This is a genomic window from Aristophania sp. ESL1142, from assembly GCF_058107345.1.
Genome location: NZ_JBYLUH010000001.1, coordinates 994,328 through 1,016,360, shown reverse-complemented (window position 1 = coordinate 1,016,360; position 22,033 = coordinate 994,328). Strand labels below are relative to the sequence as shown.

20 protein-coding genes are annotated in these 22,033 nt (G+C 47.1%); 12 read left to right on the top strand and 8 right to left on the bottom strand.

The features are described 5' to 3' along the window. Positions 1-154: 154 nt before the first annotated feature. The 10 genes from AC3B6P_RS04735 (at position 155) to trpS (ending at position 10,520) form a co-directional block, all read left to right on the top strand. Complete coding sequence (locus tag AC3B6P_RS04735) at positions 155-427, top strand: exodeoxyribonuclease VII small subunit (RefSeq protein ID WP_489804971.1); 273 nt, start codon at positions 155-157, stop codon at positions 425-427. Beyond that, the gene (locus tag AC3B6P_RS04730) at positions 428-1,327 is read left to right on the top strand and encodes a polyprenyl synthetase family protein (protein ID WP_489804970.1); all 900 of its coding nucleotides are present in this window, start codon (positions 428-430) and stop codon (positions 1,325-1,327) included. A 7-nt stretch (positions 1,328-1,334) separates the two neighbouring features. Next, entirely contained in the window at positions 1,335-3,284 is a 1,950-nt protein-coding gene (dxs, locus tag AC3B6P_RS04725) for a 1-deoxy-D-xylulose-5-phosphate synthase (RefSeq protein WP_489804969.1), read from the top strand. Further along, positions 3,285-4,049 carry a TlyA family RNA methyltransferase gene (locus AC3B6P_RS04720; RefSeq protein WP_489804968.1) on the top strand — a complete coding sequence of 255 codons (765 nt, stop codon included), beginning with the start codon at positions 3,285-3,287 and terminating at the stop codon, positions 4,047-4,049. A gap of 377 nt (positions 4,050-4,426) precedes the next feature. Continuing rightward, the gene (locus tag AC3B6P_RS04715; RefSeq protein ID WP_489804967.1) at positions 4,427-4,888 is read left to right on the top strand and encodes a nuclear transport factor 2 family protein; all 462 of its coding nucleotides are present in this window, start codon (positions 4,427-4,429) and stop codon (positions 4,886-4,888) included. 109 nt (positions 4,889-4,997) lie between these two features. After that, positions 4,998-6,230 carry a dual-specificity RNA methyltransferase RlmN gene (rlmN, locus tag AC3B6P_RS04710; protein WP_489804966.1) on the top strand — a complete coding sequence of 411 codons (1,233 nt, stop codon included), beginning with the start codon at positions 4,998-5,000 and terminating at the stop codon, positions 6,228-6,230. Between the two features lie 966 nt (positions 6,231-7,196). Then, positions 7,197-7,472 (top strand): hypothetical protein, encoded by a 276-nt coding sequence (locus tag AC3B6P_RS04705; protein WP_489804965.1) that lies wholly within the window; start codon positions 7,197-7,199, stop codon positions 7,470-7,472. 174 nt (positions 7,473-7,646) lie between these two features. Beyond that, a complete protein-coding gene (locus AC3B6P_RS04700) occupies positions 7,647-8,879 on the top strand; it encodes an argininosuccinate synthase (protein ID WP_489804964.1) in 1,233 nt (410 codons plus the stop codon). 67 nt (positions 8,880-8,946) lie between these two features. Next, positions 8,947-9,447, top strand: a complete 501-nt coding sequence (locus AC3B6P_RS04695) for an FKBP-type peptidyl-prolyl cis-trans isomerase (protein ID WP_489804963.1) — start codon at positions 8,947-8,949, stop codon at positions 9,445-9,447. Between the two features lie 83 nt (positions 9,448-9,530). Next, on the top strand, positions 9,531-10,520 hold the full coding sequence (gene trpS, locus AC3B6P_RS04690) for a tryptophan--tRNA ligase (RefSeq protein WP_489804962.1): 990 nt from the start codon (positions 9,531-9,533) through the stop codon (positions 10,518-10,520). A 55-nt stretch (positions 10,521-10,575) separates the two neighbouring features. On the opposite strand, the gene lpxB is transcribed toward trpS, so the two are convergent. From lpxB to rpmI, 5 genes are all read right to left on the bottom strand, one after another. After that, entirely contained in the window at positions 10,576-11,862 is a 1,287-nt protein-coding gene (gene lpxB, locus AC3B6P_RS04685; RefSeq protein WP_489804961.1) for a lipid-A-disaccharide synthase, read from the bottom strand. Between the two features lie 35 nt (positions 11,863-11,897). Further along, a complete protein-coding gene (gene pheT / locus AC3B6P_RS04680) occupies positions 11,898-14,360 on the bottom strand; it encodes a phenylalanine--tRNA ligase subunit beta (RefSeq protein ID WP_489804960.1) in 2,463 nt (820 codons plus the stop codon). Position 14,361: 1 nt separating this feature from the next. Further along, positions 14,362-15,429: a phenylalanine--tRNA ligase subunit alpha gene (gene pheS, locus AC3B6P_RS04675; RefSeq protein ID WP_489804959.1), complete on the bottom strand. Its 1,068-nt coding sequence runs from the start codon at positions 15,427-15,429 to the stop codon at positions 14,362-14,364. Between the two features lie 136 nt (positions 15,430-15,565). Further along, positions 15,566-15,919, bottom strand: coding sequence for a 50S ribosomal protein L20 (gene rplT / locus AC3B6P_RS04670; protein WP_489804958.1), 354 nt, complete (start codon positions 15,917-15,919; stop codon positions 15,566-15,568). Positions 15,920-15,935: 16 nt separating this feature from the next. Further along, complete coding sequence (rpmI, locus tag AC3B6P_RS04665) at positions 15,936-16,139, bottom strand: 50S ribosomal protein L35 (protein ID WP_489804957.1); 204 nt, start codon at positions 16,137-16,139, stop codon at positions 15,936-15,938. Between the two features lie 413 nt (positions 16,140-16,552). On the opposite strand from rpmI, the gene AC3B6P_RS04660 reads away from it, so the two are divergent. Together AC3B6P_RS04660 and AC3B6P_RS04655 are read left to right on the top strand one after the other, a co-directional pair. After that, a complete protein-coding gene (locus AC3B6P_RS04660; RefSeq protein WP_489804956.1) occupies positions 16,553-19,000 on the top strand; it encodes a membrane-bound PQQ-dependent dehydrogenase, glucose/quinate/shikimate family in 2,448 nt (815 codons plus the stop codon). A gap of 212 nt (positions 19,001-19,212) precedes the next feature. Next, positions 19,213-19,515, top strand: a complete 303-nt coding sequence (locus tag AC3B6P_RS04655; RefSeq protein WP_489804955.1) for a hypothetical protein — start codon at positions 19,213-19,215, stop codon at positions 19,513-19,515. A gap of 93 nt (positions 19,516-19,608) precedes the next feature. Here the strand turns inward: AC3B6P_RS04655 and AC3B6P_RS04650 are convergent, their stop codons facing one another. The 3 genes from AC3B6P_RS04650 to hslV are packed head-to-tail and all read right to left on the bottom strand — an operon-like array spanning position 19,609 to position 21,999. Beyond that, positions 19,609-20,058, bottom strand: a complete 450-nt coding sequence (locus tag AC3B6P_RS04650; protein WP_489804954.1) for a SufE family protein — start codon at positions 20,056-20,058, stop codon at positions 19,609-19,611. A 40-nt stretch (positions 20,059-20,098) separates the two neighbouring features. Continuing rightward, positions 20,099-21,418 carry an ATP-dependent protease ATPase subunit HslU gene (gene hslU, locus AC3B6P_RS04645; protein ID WP_489804953.1) on the bottom strand — a complete coding sequence of 440 codons (1,320 nt, stop codon included), beginning with the start codon at positions 21,416-21,418 and terminating at the stop codon, positions 20,099-20,101. Further along, positions 21,418-21,999, bottom strand: a complete 582-nt coding sequence (gene hslV, locus AC3B6P_RS04640) for an ATP-dependent protease subunit HslV (RefSeq protein ID WP_489804952.1) — start codon at positions 21,997-21,999, stop codon at positions 21,418-21,420. Before hslV ends, hslU begins: the two co-directional genes overlap by 1 nt. Between the last annotated feature and the right edge of the window lie 34 nt (positions 22,000-22,033).

Here is a 22,033-nt window from a genome sequence, read left to right as displayed (position 1 = left end):
ATGAAGAGCTGATTTCTCAAACCCGACCAGGCATTTAATGATTTAAGTGTCAGTCTGGGAGCCATTCAGGGGCTGGAAAAAAATGCTGCATCGCTGTAGATTCAATGCTCTTTTATCTTTTTTTCATAGCATGCGAGCTTATTCGTAATTTGCCATGTCCCAGTCTGAGCAGAAAACATTGAGATCCCTTTCTTTTGAAGAAGCCCTTTCTGAGCTGGAACGCATTGTGCGTGATCTGGAAAGTGGGCAACTGACATTGGAAAAAGCCATTACCGCCTATGAGCGAGGCGCTCTATTGCGTCAACATTGTGAAGCACGGCTGGGTGAAGCAGAAATGCGTGTTAAAGCTATTGTACAAAAAAGTGACGGATCCCGGGCAGTTGAGGATCTGACTTCCACTCTTATCGCTCCTGAGGAGACGTCCTGAATGACCGCCCTTCCCCTGAAAGAAGCTCTCAGCAAGTCCTGTCATGAAATTGAACAGACAATTGATGCCCTTCTTCCTATGGTGGACGGCGATGAAAGTCTTCTGATCGAAGCTATGCGTTACGCTTCTCTTGGTGGAGGCAAACGTCTTCGTGGCTTTCTCGTGCTTGAAACCGCCTCTCTCTTTGGTGCTTCACGCGAAGCGGCTTTAAGAGCTGCTGCTTCAGTTGAATTTCTGCACGCTTATTCACTCGTTCATGATGACCTCCCAGCCATGGATGATGATGATTTACGCCGTGGACAGCCCTCAACCCATAAGAAATTTAATGAAGCCATTGCCGTTCTGGCTGGCGATGCTCTTCAGACCAGCGCCTTTGAGGTCATACTCGACCCTGCTACCGGCCTGGATGCCTCTGTCCGCGCGGAACTGGCTTTAAGTCTTGCCAAAGCCTCTGGTGCCGCAGGTATGGTCGGAGGTCAGGTTATTGATATCCGAGGAGAAGGCCGTTCGCTTCCGTTAAACGAAGTGAGAAGACTTCACGCCCTGAAAACCGGTGCCCTGATCCGCTACTCTGCTGAAGCAGGAGCCATACTGGCAGCTATCCCAGTCAGTGACCCGCGGCGGCAAGCCCTGCAACGTTATGGTGCAGATATCGGGACAGCCTTTCAGGTCGCTGATGATATTCTTGACAGTACTGCTAGCACTGAAGAGCTGGGCAAAACGGCTGGCAAGGATGAAAATGCCCATAAATCCAATTATGTCGCCCTCTTAGGGATTGATGGGGCACGTGCAGAGGCACGTCGCCTTAGTGAACAGGCACGCGAATCCCTTTCCATTTTTGGGCCACGTGCAGAAACCCTCCGCTCTCTTGCGGATTATTTTGTTGAGCGCAGGAGCTAAGCCTCTCATGAGTCATTCAACCATTCCCACTTTTGGTCGTTACCCAACACTGGACCGCGTCCATTATCCTTCTGATATGCGCAATCTGTCTGTTGATCAGCTCAAAACACTTGCTGATGAATTACGGGCTGAAACGATTGACGCCGTTTCCACGACAGGCGGTCACTTAGGGGCATCTCTTGGTGTGGTAGAATTGACAGTAGCACTTCATGCTGTTTTTAACACACCTGATGACCGTCTTATCTGGGATGTAGGACATCAGGCCTATCCGCATAAAATCCTAACAGGCCGTCGTGAACGCATCCGCACCTTACGACAGCCTGGGGGGCTTTCAGGTTTTACACGTCGTTCAGAAAGTGAGTACGATCCTTTTGGTGCCGCTCACTCCTCGACCTCCATCTCAGCAGGTCTGGGCATGGCAGCAGCCCATCATATCCAGGCTAAAAAAGACCCCCGCTATGAAGACCGTAACGTCATCGCTGTAATTGGTGATGGATCGATCTCCGCAGGGATGGCTTATGAAGCCATGAATAATGCTGGCTATATGGGTGAACGGGGTGCTGACCGACTGATCGTCATTCTCAATGACAATGAGATGTCCATCGCTCCCCCTGTAGGGGCGATGTCAACATATCTGACACGTCTCATGTCATCACACCGTTTCCTTTCCATTCGTGACCTGGCCGGAAAATGGGCGAAGCGCCTTCCTTCTGGAATTGAACGGACTGCGAAAAAAGCTGAAGAATATGCCCGTGGCATGATTACGGGTGGCACGCTTTTTGAAGAACTTGGCTTTTATTATGTCGGCCCGGTTGACGGTCACGATATGAGCCAGCTTGTGCCTATTTTGCGCAATCTGCGCGATGCTGAACATCGTAGCCCCATTCTCCTTCACGTCATCACAGAAAAAGGACGTGGCTATAAACCAGCTGAAGCAGCAGGTGACAAATATCACGCCGTGGCGAAATTTGACGTTGAAACCGGCAAGCAGAAAAAAGGTCCCGCAGGCCCGCCAACCTATACATCGGTCTTCGCCAAAGAGCTGGTTAATCGTGCCGCTCAGGATGACAGTGTCGTGGCTATCACCGCAGCAATGCCTTCTGGCACAGGTTTAAATCTTTTTGCAGACAAATTTCCTGACCGTTTCTTTGACGTTGGCATTGCCGAGCAGCACGCAGTAACTTTTGCGGCTGGGCTTGCAACTGAGGGGCTGCGACCTTTCTGCGCTATTTACTCTTCATTCCTGCAACGTGCTTATGACCAGGTCATGCATGATGTAGCACTACAAAACCTACCAGTTCGTTTTGCCATTGATCGCGCTGGTCTGGTTGGCGCTGATGGCGCAACCCATGCTGGATCTTTTGACCTGAATTATCTCTGCTGTCTGCCCAATATGGTCATTATGGCTCCTTCTGATGAAGTAGAGCTTGTGCATATGACAGCAACATCATGGGCCCATGATTCTGGACCAAGTGCTGTGCGTTATCCGCGTGGGTCAGGCATTGGTCTTGATCTGCCCGCTGAAGGAGAGATTCTGGAAATCGGAAAAGGCCGTATCATAAAGGATACCGATAAAGCCGGTGTCGCAATCCTCTCTTTGGGAACACGTTTACAGGAATCACTTAAAGCCGCTTCCCTGCTAGAAGATGAAGGCATTGCCGTCACGGTTGCTGATGCCCGTTTCGCCAAGCCTGTTGACACGGCGTTGATTGAGGAACTCGCCAGAAAACATGACGTCTTCATCACTATTGAAGAAGGTGCAACGGGTGGGTTCAGCTCACAGGTCGTGCAGCATCTTGCGGCAACAGGCCTTCTGGATAAGGTAAAGTTCCGCCCTATGGCGCTTCCCGATATTTGGATTGATCACAATACGCCTGAAGCACAATATGAAGAGGCTGGACTAACAGCACCTCATATTGTTGAAACGGCACGTAAAGCCCTTTCTTCTTCACGCTAAATGTCTAAACGTCGCGCAGACCAGCTTCTCGTTGAACGGGGGCTGGTCGAAAGTCGCACTCGTGCCCAGGCTTTAATTATGGCTGGACTGGTTTACGCTGGTCCTGATGGGGACAAACCAGTCAAAAAAGCGGGCGATCAGCTTCCTGAAGAAACACCACTCTGTGTCAAAGGACAGGATCATCCGTGGGTTTCACGCGGAGGACTGAAACTTGATCACGCACTCACAGCTTTTAAGCTGGATGTAAAGGATCAGATCGGACTTGACGTTGGCGCCTCAACAGGCGGATTCACCGACGTGCTTCTTACACACGGCGCTCAGAAAGTTTATGCCGTTGATGTTGGTCATGGTCAACTTGCCTGGAAACTTCGTTCTGACGAACGGGTCATCGTGCTTGAAAAAACAAATGCACGTTACTTAAATAACGAAATCATTCCCGAACCGATAGATATCGTAGTTTGTGATGCCAGTTTTATCAGCCTGAAAACAGTTCTCCCTGCTGCTTTGGATTTAGCAAAGAACGGGGCTTACGCCGTTGCTCTCATCAAACCACAATTTGAAGCAGGACGTGCCGATATTGGTCCTAAAGGGGTTGTAAGAGACCCTGCTGTTCATGAACGCGTTTGTCAGGAAATTACAGAATGGTTCGGCTCCCTCCCCGGCTGGAATGTCATAGGGCTTGATACCAGCCCGATTACCGGACCGGAAGGAAATGTTGAATTCCTGATCTGCGCACAGAAAAACGCTTTGCCGGAAAATATCTGACATCCATCATTAATTTTCCATCTCAAACGAATTCAGTTCTTATCCAGGATAATCCGTAAAAAAGAACTGATGCCACTGTAACGCTTTGCTGCCAAATATTTTTTAAAAATAATATTAAATACTAACATATTGCACTTATTTTACTAATATAGCTAGTATAATAACCAACCCTATCAAGATAACATTTTCCAGAACGACTTTAAATTATTCAAAATTTCCAAAGAAGAAGAGTATTTCCATATTAAAAAAGGAATTGTCTATATTGAATCGTTCCCTAAAACAAAACACTTCCCAATATAGTAGAATACATAAAATATACCTTTAATAATACCGATAAACGGATATTTATGTGAATTTATCAAGGAATAAAACTATTTATGAGACCCCCTTTACCACCTTTTACGAATGAAACTGCCCTTCTCAAGGTCCGCGCTGCTGAAAATGCCTGGAATAGCCGTAATCCTGAAACGGTTTCTCTTGCCTATAGTCCTGATTGTTCATGGCGTAACAGAAATGAGTTCATTAAAGGCCGAAATGAGATCATATCATTCCTAACCCGGAAGTGGTCTACGGAAAGAAATTACCGTCTCATAAAAGAATTATGGAGTTTTCATAACAATCGTATTGCGGTCAGATTTGCCTATGAATGGCAGAACGAAACCGCGCAATGGTGGCGTTCTTATGGAAATGAAATGTGGGAATTTGACGAAAAAGGCCTTATGTCCTCTCGTCATGCTTCTATCAATGACATTTCCATAACGCCCGATGAACGAAAATTTTTGTGGGACGGGCCTCAACGGCCGAATGATTATCCCTCTCTTTCCGATCTGGGCTTATGAAGAAATAGAGGATTCATTAAACGGAAAGGCAGCTTTTTAATAATTCACACACCCCTAGCCCCCAATAATGATAGCGTTTCTGCTTGCTCATATGCTATGGGACGCGCCTATGACAAATAAAGCCGTTTCTCCCCTTTCTTCTGATGCTTTGCATGACCTTAATGACGCAGAGCGTAAACGTATTCTGGCAAAATCTGCCCTTTTTGCGCCACCTTCCGCTATCACAGAGGATGGACGACGTGATCTTGTCGGCTTATCACGCGAAGAGCTTGCTGAGGTTCTCGTCGAAATCGGGGAAAAGCCATTTCGGGCAAAGCAGCTCTGGCACTGGATTTATCATCAGGGCGTAACCGATTTCTCCCTCATGTCCACCATTGCCAAACCGCTTCAGGCAAAACTGGCAGAACATTTCATAGTGGGGCGCCCTTCCATCACGACCGAGCAGACCTCCAAGGACGAAACACGGAAATTCCTTTTCCGCTTCCGCGACGGTCAGGAAGCTGAAACCGTCTATATCCCTGACCGCCGGGAAGACAGAGGAGCCGTTTGCATTTCCTCCCAGGTTGGATGCACGCTTTCCTGTACATTCTGCCATACAGGCACGCAAAAACTGGTACGCAATCTAGGAGCGGCTGAAATTGTCGGGCAATTCATGGCGGCACGTGATAGCTACCACGAATGGCCCAGCCCGAAAGGAGAGATACCCCGCCTGCTTTCAACCATTGTGCTGATGGGTATGGGAGAGCCGCTTTATAATTACGAGAATGTCGCTAAAGCCATGAAAATCGTGATGGATGGCGAAGGCATAGCCCTCTCCCGCAGGCGCATCACACTTTCAACCTCTGGCGTCGTGCCGATGATGGATCGCTGTGGTGAAGAGCTTGCCGTCAATCTGGCAATCTCGCTCCATGCCGTCACAAATGAACTGCGCGATGAGATCGTTCCGCTAAACCGGAAATATCCCATTGAAGAGCTGATGGCTGCCTGTCGCCGTTATCCAGCTGCTTCGAACTCACGCCGCATTACATTTGAATATATTATGCTGCGCGGCATTAATGACAGCGATGCAGATGCCAGAGAGCTTGTGCGTCTGTTAAAAGGCATTCCTGCCAAGGTAAATCTTATTCCCTTCAATCCCTGGCCTGGCTCAGACTTCAAACCCTCCACCAAGGAACGCCTGGCCCGCTTTGCCCAGATCGTTATGGATGCCGGCTATTCCGCCCCCATCCGCATGCCAAGAGGCCGCGACATCCTCGCTGCCTGCGGACAGCTGAAGACACAAAGCGAGAGATTACGACGCAACGCAAATGACATCTATAATGAAATGTTAGGCGGCGTGTAAGTTAAACCGAAGATGTGTAACCCTTGCATGTCAGAGGTTACACCCCTGAGACGGGCATATAGACTACTCCATAGATAAAGAGTTAAGAATTTATCAGCTACAACATAAAATTATTTTAATACGGCCTATTTCTTATATTCCTGTGCTAATTTTGACTTGATAGACGATCTGTAATTTTTATCTTCTATGCTTTGCAACATGAAGGCTCATACTTCATTCTGGAAATATCTTTGCTAGTTTTTAAATAGCAATACAGGAATCATTTTTTAGTAAAGATCTTTATACACTACATAAGTAAAAACGAATATTTACAATATTAACTATAATGACATTGCTTGAAATTATGAACAAGTAAGATAGATAGGAATACATTTCTCTATCCTGCATTTTAAGAACAGTTTATGCCTTACAGATATATCATCTCTTTACATCTATATTTTTAATTCGCATACTATTCATTAACAATCTGCGATATAAATAATTCCATACAGCCTCTTCGTTGCTTTTATTATCAATGTAATTAAGACACGCTTACGGTGAAAAATAAGAGATAACTCCTAAATATTTTTTTAATACCTCATAAAATCGTAGGTTTAACCAAAAAACTTTTCACAGACACAAAAAGTGATTAATAAATAATTAATACACCAGATACTCTTTTAAGTATTTTTTACAGGATTCATTTACTCTCATGAAAAACAGTGAGTTTCAAAACACATGCCAGATTTCTCTTCAATCTCTCCAAAAGTTGCATTATCATTGCGCGAGTCTCATTGAGACGTTACCTTTTGATAAACCCTGTCAAGAGATTTCATTTAAGCAACTCTTTACACTTAGTATTATTTTAAGTTCCCTACGCCAGTGTCTTACGCACTCCGGGGATATTTATACGACGTCCATACTTGAACAACTTGGCACATTAGGTTCTGGATCCATCAAACCGATTTCTTCCAAAAGATTATAATTATGGCACTTTCTTTTTACGAAATTACGAGGTGGCAGTCGGAACCCCCTCTTTATTATCAAGTTAGTTCAGACGTCATGTATAATCTCGCCCTTCTGACCTACGCCCTCGAAAAACTTTTCAACCGTTTTGTAGAACAGGATGAAACCGTGACCGAAGATATTATCATGCTTCATATCCTTCTCAAACAAGTGGATTTTATTGTCTGTCAGATTGATTTACTGAACGAGTTCAATATATCCGCCCCGCCTGCAACCTCTATTGAGGTGAAGAAATAGCTCTTTCCCTAAAACCCGTATTTCACTTTGCTGTTTTAGGATCCTCTTTTCTGTAAAAGAAGCTTTTTCCATATTTATAAATACAATTTTTTACACTCTGGTGGTTTCCCCACCTGCTATGATAATATGCGTCCGGTAGTTTGTTGAAAAATTAAACAAAAGGACAGGCGTTAGATGGCTAAGACGTCAGATGTTAAAAAAGTTGTGCTGGCTTATTCCGGCGGATTGGATACATCAGTAATCCTACGCTGGCTACAGCAGCATTATGGGTGCGAAGTTGTCACCTTTACTGCTGACCTTGGCCAGGGAGAGGAGCTGGAACCTGCTCGTAAAAAAGCAGAACAATTTGGCGTTAAAGAAATTTTTATTGAAGATCTGCGCGAAACATTTGTCAAAGACTTCGTCTTCCCCATGTTCCGGGCAAATACGCTTTATGAAGGACAGTATCTTCTCGGCACTTCCATCGCCCGTCCTTTAATTGCCCAAAGACAGATTGAAATTGCTGAAGCTGTCGGTGCTGATGCTGTTGCGCATGGCGCCACAGGCAAAGGGAACGATCAGGTTCGTTTTGAGCTCAGCTATTATGCTTTGAAACCTGATGTCAAAGTCATCGCCCCGTGGCGTGAATGGGACCTGACCTCACGCACCAAATTGCTGGATTTTGCTGAGAAAAACCAGATCCCTGTTACAAAAGACAAGCGTGGTGAAGCGCCTTTCTCTGTAGATGCTAATCTGCTTCACTCCTCATCAGAAGGAAAACTGCTTGAAGACCCTGCCATCGCGCCGGATGAAATTGTCTTCCAGCGCACAGTCTCTCCAGAAGCAGCACCTGATAAACCAACCGAAATCAGTATCGATTTTGTCAGTGGCGACCCCGTTGCTCTAAATGGTGAAACACTCTCCCCTGCAACACTATTGACCCGCCTTAATGAACTTGGCCGTATTAATGGGATCGGGCGTCTTGACCTGGTTGAAAACCGTTTTGTCGGCATGAAGTCACGTGGAATTTACGAAACACCGGGCGGCACGATCCTGCTAATGGCCCATCGCTCTATGGAGACCATTACACTTGATCGTGATGCTGGCCACCTTAAAGACAGCATTATGCCTCGTTATGCTGAACTGATTTATAACGGCCTTTGGTTCTCTCCTGAACGCCGCATGTTGCAGGCTCTGATTGATACGAGCCAGCACTCTGTGACTGGGCGTGTCCGCCTGAAACTTTATAAAGGCAATGTTATCTGTATTGGACGCGAAAGCCCCAATAGCCTTTATGATGCTCGTGTCGTTACATTTGAAGATGATGAAGGCGCCTATAATCAGGTTGATGCTCAAGGCTTTATTCGTCTCAATGCGCTGCGCCTACGCCTGGGCGCACAGATTGGTCGCAAGGGTGGAGCGCTTTAACGCGCTACCCTTTTATCTTCCATCTTCTAATCTTTAGTAAGATTATTTTTCAAAAAGGATATCTTTTATGCGCAGTCTGAAACGCTCCGCCAGAACGATCATCCCCGCTTTAGCCCTTACGGGCTTAATCGGATTGGGAGCATGCAGTGCTCCCCCCAAACCAACTTTGACCAGTGAGCAATTCATGGCTCAAGTTAGTCAGCAGAAAGGTGTCACCACCCTGAAAAGTGGCTTAGCCTATAAAGTTCTTAAAGCAGGTCCTAAAAATGGACCCACACCTCATCAGGGTTCCATGATGATGGTTATTTATGAAGGTCGTCTGCCAGATGGCGGGATTTTCGACAGTTCCGAAATGCACACCGGCGCAGCCTATATGGAAATGCCTCTTGACGGTGTGATTGAAGGCTGGATGGAAGGGCTACCGCTCATGCATGTAGGTGATACATATGAGTTCTACATCCCTGCCAAGCTTGCTTATGGCAAACGCTCAATGGGCATCATTCCACCTAACAGTCCTCTGATCTTCAAGATCCAGCTTTTAGGACTTGATGACGGTTCCGGGCTATAAAAACCCCCATTATTTTCTATTGATAAAGCCGCCTCTTTCTTCTCCATGGGAAGGGCGGCTTTCTTCCTTCATTGAGGTATTTTATGCAACGTGTTTTCTCCGGTATTCAGCCTACAGGTGTCCCTCATCTCGGTAATTATCTTGGGGCCATCAGGAACTGGATCGCGTTGCAGGATGAATATGAGAGTTTCTTCTGCCTGGTTGATCTTCATTCCATCACCATGCCCTGGGAGCCAGAAAAACTCCGTCGCCAGACACTCGTAACCGCGGCCTGCCTTCTTGCATGCGGGTTGGATCCAAAGCATCTTTATAATCAGTCTGCCGTCAGCACACATGCACGACTTGGCTGGATTTTTAATTGCATCTCCCGCCTCGGCTGGCTCAACCGAATGACACAATTTAAAGATAAGGCCGGCAAGAACAGGGAAAATCATTCAGCTGGGCTGTACGTTTACCCCAATCTAATGGCTGCTGATATTTTAGCCTTTCACGCAACGCACGTTCCTGTAGGCGATGACCAACGTCAGCATATTGAGCTTGCCAATGATATTGCCCAGAAATTCAACCATGATATGGGCGTCGAATTTTTCCCAGAAATCAAAGGGCTCATCCCTCCCCATGCAGCGCGTGTCATGAATCTGCGTGACGGGACAAAAAAAATGTCCAAATCAGACCCATCAGAACAAAGCCGTATTCTTCTGACAGATAATGAAGACGAAATTGCCCTGAAAATCCGCCGCGCCAAAACAGATTCCGACCCTCTTCCTGATGAAATCACCGGGCTGGAAGGTCGTCCAGAAGCTTTGAACCTTGTTACGATTTATGCGTCTCTTTCAGATCAAACACCGCAAGATGTGTTAAATGATTTTAGTGGGAAAGGCTTTGGCGATTTCAAAAAGGCTCTGACAGAACTAATGGTCGAAAAGATCGCTCCCATCGCCCATAAAACAAACGATCTGTTAAATGATGAAGCCCACATCATCGCCCTCCTCCGCAAAGGCGCTCACGCCGCCTCCGAGGTTTCAGAACCTATCGTGCAGGAAGCTGAACGTCTGGTAGGGTTTATTCGGTAAAATCTGAATATCCCCTTCAAAATTGAGCCTGAAAGCTTATTTTCCTGAGACTAACTCAGCTCAAAACGTCTTTTTCAGGCTCTTCTTTTTTGACAAACTCTGTAACGGCTCCCATTAAAGGGGCTTCCTGAACCTGCTCAACCTGATCCTTTCCATCCAGCAAAGCCAGAATTTCGAGGGCAGCAGCATCGGCTGGTGTTGTCCCGAATGGTTGTTCGAGCTTGTATAATAAGCGCCCAAAGACACCTTTCTGCATATCTGCCTTAATAGGATTTCGCAAAAGTTCTCCGACTGTTTGGGCAAGGGTTTCAGGGTTACAGTCTTCCTGCAATAATTCGGGAACGACTTTTGTGCCCATCAGCAAATTAACCATTGCTACATAGGGCACTTTTATCATCCGCCGGATAAGCATGGCAGAGAGTTTATTGACCTTATAGGTCACAACCATCGGCACACGTCCGACGGCTAATTCCAACGTCGAGGTTCCTGATTTTGTCACAGCACATTGGGCCGCAGCATAAGCATCATGCTTATCCTGAAGGTCTGTCACAATACGTGGCTGGATTTCCCATTTCTCAACATAGTGACGCACCTGCATTGCCATCGCTGGCACAACAGGAATCACCAGACAAAGGTCAGGAAAATCCTTGAGAAGCAATTTCGTCATATGGTGGAATACCGGCATTAACTTTGGTATTTCAGAACGACGGCTTCCGGGCATCAAAATCAGGACAGGCGCCGTTTCACTAACGTCATGACGCAGACGAAAACGATGCGCCTTTCCCTGCGCAACCCCAGCCTGCAAAACAGGGTGCCCGACAAAACGTGCCTCAAACCCACGTTCAGCGAACCATTCCGGCTCAAAGGGGAAAAGGCATAAAAGCCGGTCCCATAAACCCTTATAATGTTTCAGACGGTTTTCACGCCAGGCCCAGACCTGTGGAGCAACATAATGCACCCTCTTAAGCCCAAGAGACCTTATACGTTTCAGTAATCTGAAAGAAAAACCAGGACTGTCAATTGTCACTACAACATCAGGAAGCCTTAGTCTAATATCAAACTCGGCTTCCAAGAGACGTTGGGATAATAATCTGAGATGGGGAACAACTTCAAAAAAACCCATAACAGCAAGATCATCCATCGGGAAAAGGCTTCTTAGACCCAGAGCCTCCATTCTCCCTCCACCGACACCTGCAAAAACAAGCTCGGGATCACGCTCATGAAGAGCATGCATGAGGCGAGCACCAATGACGTCCCCACTGGCCTCTCCAGCGAGAATCCAGACCACACGACCCTTATTCTCCATCTGCATCTGGCCTTGAACGGCAATTCTTGCCCCCATGGTGGACCTCCCTGCCCCGCCTCCCTAGAAAGACCCTAGCGTCTTAATGTTGCCCCTGTTGCTTTTTGCACAGCTTGCTCAACCGATTGGGCAAGCGCCTCAAGCTGCCGATCTGTCAGGCTTTCCTCTTTAGGTTGAAGCGTGACTTCAATGCCTAAGGATCTATAATTTTCAGGAAGTTTATCGCCTTCATAAATATCAAAGAGCCTAACGTCGCTAATCAACTTGCGGTCAGCCAGACGAACCGCCCTAATGACATCCTGCACAGAAACGTCAGGCCCTGCAAGGAAAGCAAAGTCACGCCTCACAGGCTGCAAAGAAGATAGCTCCGGCACAGATTTACGCTTCACCTTCGGCAAAGGCACCTTATTGAGATCAAGCTCAAAAACTGCGACCTTCCCGGTCAGACCAAAAGCCTTAACCAAACGGGGATGTAGCTCACCAAAAGCTCCCAGAACCAGTTTCGGGCCTTGACGTAACTGCCCGGACCGACCTGGATGATAATAGGAAGGAGCATCAGCCGTCGTGGAAAGAGAAAGTTCAGGCACACCCAGCACCTCAAGCACGGCCATGAGGTCAGACTTGGCCTGCAACCAATCTGGCTCCTGTGCAGAATGACCGGGATAACGCGCTGTCACTCCGCCCCGGACGGCAGCAAGAAGTGAACGTGTGCCATTACGGCCAAAAGCAGGACCAATTTCGAAAAAGGCTGCCTCACCATTCTGGCCTAACCCGCGGGCGAGGTTGCGCTCAAGCGTGCGTAACAAATTTATCAATGAGGTCGGGCGCAACTGGTCAAGATCAGAAGCGATTGGATTGACCAGATGCTCCTGCGCTACAGGTTCTTCGAATAAAGAAGAATCCTGCCCTGACACGAAGGAAAAGCCAACCGTTTCCATCAGACCACGACCGGCACAAAGAGCACGTATCATGGAAAGAGGTGTTTTCTGTGAAGAAACACTCTTCTGTCTGCTTATAGGAGGAAGCGCTACAGGCGCAACATGGTCAAGCCCCTTCAGACGCAGAACTTCTTCGATCAGATCACATTCTGCTTCAAGCTCATTGACATGCAGAGCCGCTTTTCGGGCCTGCTCTTCCGAGAGGACAGGAGCCTGAGCCAAACTCTGGGCTGCAGCAATATCATGGCGCCAGGAAGGCACTTTGAAAGACACTGTTTCATCATTCTGGTCAATGACTTCAAAGCCTAGATGCTCAAGGTAATGCACAGCTTCCGCAGGATCCATATCTAGACCAGCAAGCGTTTTAAGACGCTCAAACCTCATGGAAGCCTTACGCTGTATATGTATCTCTTCCCCGGCTTCAATAACGGGACCTGCCTCCCCACCTCCTAAAGAGCAAATAAGAGCTGTGGCCTGCTCCAGAGCATTCCGCACCATGGCAGGGTCGACACCCCGTTCAAACCTGTAACGGGCATCAGTCTGCACACCAAGCCTGCGGCCAGTAAGAGCTATCTGCACAGCATTAAAATAGGCTGATTCGAGGAAAATATCCGTTGTATTTTCGTCAACAGCACTATTTTGCCCACCGATAATCCCGGCTAGTGATACAATCTTGCGGGAATCCGCAATCACCATATCGTCTGGTGTCACGGCATATTCTTTTCCATCCAGAGCGAGAAAATCGCCAGGTTGTGCCTGTGTGACATATAGTACATCACCATCAAGCTTTGCAGCATCAAAGGCATGCAAAGGCTGACCGAGCGTAAACATCACATAATTTGTTATATCAACGACCAGAGAACGTGGGGTAAGGCCGACTGATTCAAGCCTACTTTGAAGCCATTGCGGGCTTGGGCCATTTTTTACACCACGAATAAGGCGTCCTGTTACGAAAAGACATGCAGGATGCTGGATTTTCCAGTTACGCTCTGAAGAGCCTTGCCCCTCAATCGTTTCAACCAACCAGGGTTTCAAGCGCCCCAATCCTGCTGCAGCGAGATCGCGAGCAATACCTTTTATACTTAAAGCGTCCCCCCGATTAGGCGTAATCGCAATCTCTATGACAGGGTCGTCAAGCCCGGCATAATCAACATAATCAACACCGATTGGTGCTGTCGGAGACAGTTCGGCAATGCCGTTACTCTCTTCTCCCAGACCAAGTTCACGAAGGGAGCAAAGCATCCCATCACTCTTCTCCCCCCGGATCTTGCCTGCTTTAATCGTGATATCACTGCCAGGAATATATGTGCCGGGAGGTGCAAAAATAACGTGCAAATCTGCACGCGCATTTGGCGCACCACAAACAACCTGAATATTTTCAAACCCCGCCCCTGCATTTACACGGCAGACCTGAAGACGGTCTGCATCAGGATGTCTCGAGGCTTCAAGAATTTTTGCAGTACGGAAGCCAGCCAGTCTCTTTGCTGGCTCATCAACAGACTCAACTTCGAGGCCAATATTATTCAAGGTCGCACAGATTTCGGCAAGAGAGGCTGTATAATCTAGATGCTCACGAAGCCATGATAGTGAAAATTTCATCCTAGCACCCTCCTGCGCCAACAGCATTTAACGACGAAAATCCATAATGACGGAGCCAGCGCAGATCACTCTCATAAAAGGAACGCAAATCAGCAATACCATTCTTCAACATCGCCAGACGTTCAATCCCCATCCCGAACGCAAATCCCTGCCATTCTGAGGGGTCAACCCCGCAATTTGCCAAAACACGCGGATTCACCATGCCAGAGCCAAGAACTTCAAGCCAGTCAGAGCCAGCCCCCAATTCACCCGTCTGACGCGACCAGCCAATATCAACTTCCATTGAAGGTTCCGTAAAAGGGAAATAAGAGGGACGGAAACGAACAGGCAGATCAGGCTTATCAAAAAAGGCACGCAAAAATTCAATCAGGCAATATTTCAGGTGGCCCAGTGTGATATTACGGTCGATCACAAGTCCTTCACATTGATGAAACATGGGAGAATGGGTCGCATCGTGATCAGCACGATAAGTGCGACCTGGCGCAATGATGCGGATAGGCGGTTCCTGACTTAACATGGTACGGATTTGCACCCCTGACGTTTGGGTTCTCAAGACAGGAGCTTCTGATTCACCATTCAATGCGGGAAGGTAAAATGTATCCTGCTCTGTACGGGCAGGATGATGATCTGGTGTATTTAAAGCAGAAAAATTATGCCATTGCGTTTCAATATCGGGCCCTTCGGCAACGACAAACCCCATATTGGCAAAAAGAGCTGTCATTTCTTCAATCGTGCGGCTGATCGGGTGAATCAAACCTTGCAGAATAACAGGGGGCGGACAGGTAACATCAACGCGCTCTGCTTCAAGGCGAGCCTGTAGGGACAGCTCTTCGATCTCCTCACCACGCTGTTCAATCAAAACGGTAAGCTCATCGCGTAAACGGTTGAGATCCTGACCTCGGGCCTTTCTCTCCTCAGCAGGAAACTGCCCCAATTGTCGCAGGAGCATTGTCAACTTCCCTGAACGTCCCAACGTACCAACACGCACATTGTCCCACTCACTTTGTGTCGTGACGTTTTTTAAAGCCTGAAGCGTTTCCTGCCTTAAAAGCTCGAGATCATTGGCCATTTACCCTGCATCTCCCCCGGAATTCTTTAACCATAACAAAAACGGGCCACCCTTTATACAAGGACGGCCCGCCTGATACACCCCCTTCAGCACAAGGCAGAAGGGAAATAATGTACATTTATCTGTAAAATTACTCTTACAGAGCTGCCTGAGCCTTGCGGACAATCTCAGCAAAAGCTTCAGAATTATCAAAGGCAATCGCAGCAAGAACCTTACGGTCAATTTCAATGCCAGCTTTGGCCAGACCGTTAATAAAACGGCTATAGGTCAAGCCATGCTCACGCACTGCAGCATTGATACGCTGAATCCAGAGAGCGCGGAAATCACGCTTTTTGTTGCGACGATCGCGATACGCATATTGGAGGCCTTTCTCAACGCGCTCCAGAGCGATACGGTAATTGGTAGAGGAACGGCCGCGATAGCCTTTAGCAAGTTCCAGAACCTTTTTGTGACGGGCGTGGGAGGTTTTGCCCCGTTTTACACGTGCCATGGTATCCTATCTCTCCTTATGACAGCCCGTAGGGCGCCCACTGTTTGATTGTACGCGCATCCATTTCCGTCATGGTCTGAGGACCACGATTGGAGCGTTTCATCTTCTGTGGACGATTGATCAGGCCATGGCGTTTATTGCCGGGTCCGCACATGACTTTACCGGTCGCGGTAATCTTGAACCGCTTTTTGACCGAAGACTTGGTCTTCATCTTGGGCATTTTGCTCTCCCTGTAACATTCATTCAAACCTTCTATTTCATAAAATAGAAAGCTCCACGGCTAGGCATGCCACATTTCGCCCAGACGCGTGGCTGGTTTCGGTGTGCTTATAAAAAGCTTTTCCTTTCAGAGCAAGCTAAAAAGAGCCGTCATCGATGGAATGATACATACTAACGGCACTCCAGAAACCGCCTTCGTTGAGAATAAAATGAATATTAGGAGCAAGAATTAATAATAAATAAAGCTTTTTCTTATAAAAATAAAAAAGATAAATAATTAAAAAACCATTTATGATTTTTTTAAAATAAAAAACTTTTATTTAAATTCACCTCCAAAGTGAATAGTATTAAAGCAGACATACCTCAAATATAAAGAGCGTATTTTTCAATAATAACACATAAAAAGAGGGCAATATGACAACTCCATCTAAAAAAAGACATGTCTGGCTTTCCGTCATTGCCCTTATCGTCTCAATAATTGGCATATTCTTCATGATCGGGGGCCTGTGGGATGTCATCATAGGCGGCCCTGTTTATTATCTCATAGCTGGAATTGGTTATCTCCTGACCGGGTTTTGCCTTTTTAAAAGAAAAGCAAGCGGGCTGGTCCTTTTTGCTCTCGTTATGTTGGGCACACTCAGCTGGGCAATTATACTTGTCGGATTTGATTTCTGGTCCCTTCTTCCGTTACTTGATGTTGCCCTTATCATAGGCATTATCATCGCCCTTCCTTGGGTCACACGTCCCCTTTCTGCCCGAGTCATGACCACAGCCCCACTAGCGGCTATGATTATCGTCACAATCATTATCCTAACTGCAAGCTGGTCAGAGGATCCTTCTGACGTTCCTGGAAAACTGCCAACCGAGATCGCCAATGCTTCCCCTCATAATGCCGGCCAGGTCCCAGACACGGAATGGCTTGCTTATGGACGCACTTATGAAGGGAACCATTGGTCTCCTCTAAACCAAATCAACGATAAAACAGTCAAAAAATTGAAGCGTGCCTGGGTCATGAGAACAGGAGACATTCTGACAGATCACGATTCTGCTGAAGCGACGAATGAAGCAACGCCCCTTGAATTTGACAACACGCTTTATTTTTGTTCGCTCCACCAGAAAGTTTTTGCTGTTGATGCCAGTACGGGGAAAGAAAAATGGGTTTTTGACCCAAAACTGGAATCACATCCCACCTTCCAGCATCTGACATGCCGCGGCGTCAGTGTTCACACAACGCCCGCTCAGGCTGTAGATTCAACTGGCACCCCCATTTCAATGACAGAATGCACCAGAAGAGTGATTCTTCCTGTTAATGACGGTAGGATTATCGAAATTGATGCCGCAACAGGCCAAAAATGCGCAGCCTTTGGCAAGAATGGGGAGCTTGATCTCAGATTCAGCCACCAGCCTTATAGCACTCTCGGTGATTATGAGCCGACCTCTCCACCCGTTATTACTGACAGATACATAATTGTTAATAGTGCCATCACGGATAATGGCTCGATCCGCCAGCCATCGGGTGCCACACGGGCTTATGACGTTTATACGGGCAGACTGGCCTGGGTTTTCGATGCAGCGAACCCTGACCCGAATGAAATGCCGAGCAAAAGCCATCCTCTTTTTCATCCAAACTCGCCAAATTCCTGGAGTATTTCATCTTATGACAAGGAACTGAACCTGATTTATATTCCCATGGGTATTGGCACGCCTGACCAATGGGGAGGCTATCGCACTAAAGACGCTGAACGGTACGTACCAGGGATCCTTGCTCTGAATGCTGATAATGGAAAGCTGGTCTGGTTCTATCAGACAATTCACCATGATCTATGGGATATGGACATAGGCTCACAACCAAGCCTGGTAGATATTGTACAAAAAGACGGATCAAAAATACCAGCGATTTATATCCCTACAAAAACAGGCGATATCTTTGCTCTTGATCGCAGAACAGGGAAACCAATTATTGAAACTTCTGAAATAAATGTACCAGGCCATCCCGTTGCAGGTGATTACACAAGCCCGACCCAACCTCATTCTTCTTTGAGTTTACAGCCTATAATTCCCCTTGGAGATAAAAATGTCTGGGGTGGCAGCACATTAGACCAGATGATATGCAGCATTTACTTCCACTCCCTCCGTTATGAGGGCCCCTTTACACCGCCATCACTCCAGGGAACACTGGTATTTCCCGGCGATCTTGGCATGTTTGAATGGGGCGGGCTGGGCGTAGATCCACAACGTCAGGTTGCTTTCGCAAATACGATCAGCCTGCCTTTCGTTTCACAATTAGTACCTCGTGGCCCTGATAATCCTCTCTGGCCTTCTTCCAGCACTGCAAAAGGCAAGGGTAGTGAAAATGGCTTACAGCATAATTACGGAATCCCTTATGCCGTAAAACTGTCACCCTTTATGAACCCTGTTCTCCTTAAACTTGGTCTCAGAATTCCATGTAGCACGCCTCCATGGGGAGAAATTGCCGGAATTGACCTGACAAGTAACAAAGTCATCTACCGTCACCGCAATGGTACAATACGAGATTCACTCTATGGCTCTAGCCTTCCGGTTGAACTCCCTCCTCTCACAATAGGGGTCCCTTCCCTCGGCGGACCTCTCGTAACGGCGGGGAACCTCGCCTTTGTAACTTCAACGATGGATTATTATATCAGGGCCTATGATCTGACATCAGGCAAGATCCTCTGGCATGATCGCCTCCCTGCAGGCGGACAATCAACGCCCATGACATACGCAGTTAATGGCAAACAATTTATCGTTACTTATGCTGGAGGACACTCGTCTTTCTCAACAAAAATGGGAGATTACCTGATTGCCTATACATTGGAGAATATAGACACATCCTCCAAATAGACAGACGGATTTAATTTTACGTCAACTTTTACTTCGAAGATATTTTCAGAAACTCAGGGAACCTAGGTAATTAAGTCCCCTTTTTTTACTGAAAAAATTCTTTCCATACATTACAGAGCTTTAATTATTCTTTTTAAAAAAACCGTCCTAGAATCAGAGAATCCTGTGATTCTACAGGGGTTATTTTCTTATTCCTCATAAGGGGATTTATCATGACATTACGCCGTTTTGCTGTTGCTGCTCTTGCTGTTGCCGCTTTTGGTGGTCAGGCAGCTCTTGCACAGGATGCTTCTGAAGCTCCAAAGCACCATAAACACCACGCTCATAAAAAAGCTCATCACAAAAAAGACGCTGCTAACGATGCTAAAGAAGCCGCTCCTCAGCAAGCTCAGGGTGATGAAGCCAAAACAGCTCCTGATACTATGAAATCAGACATGGCTGCTCCTGCTAAAGCTCCTGCTGAGTCAGCAGCTGCTCCTGCTGCTCCTGAATCATCTTCTCAGAGCGCAGAATAATCCAGAGACTCAACTGAGTCTTGAGAAAAGCCTGCTTCTTTCACTAAGAAGCAGGCTTTTTATATGAAATGTTCTTTCTAAAAAAAATTACGCTCACTGGGAATGAACAAAACGCTGAATGGCCTGGGCCATGGCTTCAACGCCATTACCTCTATTTGTTGAAAGGGCTTTTACCAAGCCAAGATCATGAAGAAATGTTGAACCTGTTTTGAGAATCTCTTCACGTGTCCTGCCTGAATAAACCCGCAGAAGAAGCGCAACCAACCCTTGCACAATGGCCGCGTCGGAAGCGCCAGCAAAAAAGGCTTTATCACCAACAAATACGCCCTCAAGCCAGACCTGACTTTGACATCCTGGCACACGATGGGCATCATTCTGCCATTCAGCCGGGAAATCTGGCAATTTCTTCCCCAGCTCAATGATATATTGGTAACGTTCCATCCAGTCATCAAAAAGCATCAATTCATCACTAATCGCTGCAATCGCCTCCTGACAACTTTGTTCTTCAGCTTTTACAAAAGGGGAGGAAGGCTGATCTGTCATGACAAATCCTCTTTTCTTATGAGACTAAAAACCGTGTCTTTTACAGAATGAAACGGCTTAGATCACCCTTTTCAGCCAATGGGGATACTTTTTCCTTCACTTCCTGAGCAGTAATCATCACTTTCTCACCTGAACGTTCAGATGCTGTAAAGGAAACATCCTCCAACAGCCGCTCCAGCACTGTTGCCAAACGACGAGCTCCTATATTCTCAACGCGCTCATTAATCTCTGCAGCCAGATCAGCCAGGGCATCAATCGCATCCTCGCTGAATGTGAGCGTAACCCCTTCCGTCCCCAATAGAGCAACATATTGTTTAATCAGAGAATGCTCCGGCTCAATCAGAATGCGACGGAGGTCATCACGATCAAGGGCAGATAACTCAACCCGGATTGGCAAACGCCCCTGAAGTTCAGGCAGGAGGTCAGATGGTTTGGCAAGATGGAAGGCACCAGAAGTAATAAATAGAATATGATCCGTTTTAACAGGACCATATTTTGTATTAACCGTCGTCCCCTCAATTAAGGGAAGCAGATCACGCTGCACGCCTTCGCGTGAAATATTTCCACTACGAACCCCTTGCTCAGAAGAAGCGCAAACCTTATCAATTTCATCCAAAAAGACAATGCCGTTGCTCTGTGTATGAAGTAGGGCTTCATGATCGAGCACCTCATCATCAAGCAGATTATCCGCTTCTTCACGACAAATCTGTTCTCTAGCACGCGCTACGGTCATTTTTCTCTTGGCTGGTTTCTTGCCCATGATTCCACGCATCATGTCGCCCAGATTAATGACCTGACCGGGAACCAGTCCGGGAGGCAGATCACCATTCCCCACTTGAGAGTCTTTATCGCTGCTCAGTTCTACTTCGATTTCTTTATTCTCGAAGTCTCCATTATGGAGCATCTGCCTAAAACGCGTACGTGTATCAGCTGAAGCTTCCTTCCCGACCAGAATATCAAGGAGCCGTTCTTCCGCTGCTTTTTCAGCTTGCGGCTTCACCTCTTCGCGTTTCTGTTTGCGCAACATGGAACGTGAAACTTCCACCAGATCGCGGATAATACTATCAACGTCACGCCCCACATAACCAACTTCAGTAAATTTCGTCGCTTCAATCTTGATAAAAGGAGCATTCGCCAAACGAGCAAGCCGACGCGCAATTTCGGTCTTGCCACACCCTGTAGGCCCGATCATCAGGATATTTTTGGGCACAATTTCTTCACGCATTGTGCCATCAAGCTGCTCACGACGCCAGCGATTGCGCAACGCGATGGCCACGGCACGTTTGGCATCATTTTGACCGACAATATAACGATCAAGTTCAGTAACAATGTCTCTGGGCATTAATTCCTGATGTTTCATCAATTATTTTCCTCTCCAATGCCCAGAGTTTCCACCCTTACAGAATAATTTGTATAAACGCAGATATCGCCTGCAATTTTCATCGCCCGACGGGCAATATCCTCAGCAGAGAGTTCTTCAAAAGGTAAAAGCGCACGCGCCGCTGACAGGGCGTAATTCCCTCCCGAACCAATCGCGACAATCCCATCTTCAGGTTCCAGTACATCGCCGTTCCCGGTCAGGGTGAAAGAACGCTCTTTATCTGCAACTGCCATCATCGCTTCCAACCGGCGCAGGTAACGATCTGTCCGCCAGTCCTTTGCCAGCTCGACACAGGCACGTTCAAGCTGGCCTGGGTAACGCTCAAGCTTGGCTTCAAGCCGTTCAAGAAGTGTAAAGGCATCAGCCGTTGCACCTGCAAAGCCAGCCAGAATGGACCCACCCTGACCTATACGCCTAACTTTACGTGCATTGCCTTTAATAACAGTTTGTCCAAGAGTTACCTGGCCATCCCCAGCCATGGCAACCTGCTTCCCACGACGAACACATAAAATGGTCGTACCGTGCCACCCAATCGGGTCATGCGAAGAATATGTCATCATTGCCTCCCTAAATAATACGTCCCCGCCATAACTC

What these genes read in the sequence shown, in the direction of transcription:
- AC3B6P_RS04695 (WP_489804963.1), top strand. Translation starts at nt 8,947, where the DNA reads ATGCGCAGTCTGAAACGCTCCGCCAGAACGATCATCCCCGCTTTAGCC.
- AC3B6P_RS04720 (WP_489804968.1), top strand. Translation starts at nt 3,285, where the DNA reads ATGTCTAAACGTCGCGCAGACCAGCTTCTCGTTGAACGGGGGCTGGTC.
- AC3B6P_RS04715 (WP_489804967.1), top strand. Translation starts at nt 4,427, where the DNA reads ATGAGACCCCCTTTACCACCTTTTACGAATGAAACTGCCCTTCTCAAG.
- hslU (WP_489804953.1), bottom strand. Translation starts at nt 21,418, where the DNA reads ATGAAACATCAGGAATTAATGCCCAGAGACATTGTTACTGAACTTGAT.
- lpxB (WP_489804961.1), bottom strand. Translation starts at nt 11,862, where the DNA reads ATGGGGGCAAGAATTGCCGTTCAAGGCCAGATGCAGATGGAGAATAAG.
- AC3B6P_RS04660 (WP_489804956.1), top strand. Translation starts at nt 16,553, where the DNA reads ATGACAACTCCATCTAAAAAAAGACATGTCTGGCTTTCCGTCATTGCC.
- dxs (WP_489804969.1), top strand. Translation starts at nt 1,335, where the DNA reads ATGAGTCATTCAACCATTCCCACTTTTGGTCGTTACCCAACACTGGAC.
- trpS (WP_489804962.1), top strand. Translation starts at nt 9,531, where the DNA reads ATGCAACGTGTTTTCTCCGGTATTCAGCCTACAGGTGTCCCTCATCTC.
- AC3B6P_RS04705 (WP_489804965.1), top strand. Translation starts at nt 7,197, where the DNA reads ATGGCACTTTCTTTTTACGAAATTACGAGGTGGCAGTCGGAACCCCCT.
- rpmI (WP_489804957.1), bottom strand. Translation starts at nt 16,139, where the DNA reads ATGCCCAAGATGAAGACCAAGTCTTCGGTCAAAAAGCGGTTCAAGATT.
- pheS (WP_489804959.1), bottom strand. Translation starts at nt 15,429, where the DNA reads ATGGCCAATGATCTCGAGCTTTTAAGGCAGGAAACGCTTCAGGCTTTA.
- AC3B6P_RS04650 (WP_489804954.1), bottom strand. Translation starts at nt 20,058, where the DNA reads ATGACAGATCAGCCTTCCTCCCCTTTTGTAAAAGCTGAAGAACAAAGT.
- hslV (WP_489804952.1), bottom strand. Translation starts at nt 21,999, where the DNA reads ATGATGACATATTCTTCGCATGACCCGATTGGGTGGCACGGTACGACC.
- rlmN (WP_489804966.1), top strand. Translation starts at nt 4,998, where the DNA reads ATGACAAATAAAGCCGTTTCTCCCCTTTCTTCTGATGCTTTGCATGAC.
- AC3B6P_RS04730 (WP_489804970.1), top strand. Translation starts at nt 428, where the DNA reads ATGACCGCCCTTCCCCTGAAAGAAGCTCTCAGCAAGTCCTGTCATGAA.
- rplT (WP_489804958.1), bottom strand. Translation starts at nt 15,919, where the DNA reads ATGGCACGTGTAAAACGGGGCAAAACCTCCCACGCCCGTCACAAAAAG.
- AC3B6P_RS04735 (WP_489804971.1), top strand. Translation starts at nt 155, where the DNA reads ATGTCCCAGTCTGAGCAGAAAACATTGAGATCCCTTTCTTTTGAAGAA.
- AC3B6P_RS04655 (WP_489804955.1), top strand. Translation starts at nt 19,213, where the DNA reads ATGACATTACGCCGTTTTGCTGTTGCTGCTCTTGCTGTTGCCGCTTTT.
- pheT (WP_489804960.1), bottom strand. Translation starts at nt 14,360, where the DNA reads ATGAAATTTTCACTATCATGGCTTCGTGAGCATCTAGATTATACAGCC.
- AC3B6P_RS04700 (WP_489804964.1), top strand. Translation starts at nt 7,647, where the DNA reads ATGGCTAAGACGTCAGATGTTAAAAAAGTTGTGCTGGCTTATTCCGGC.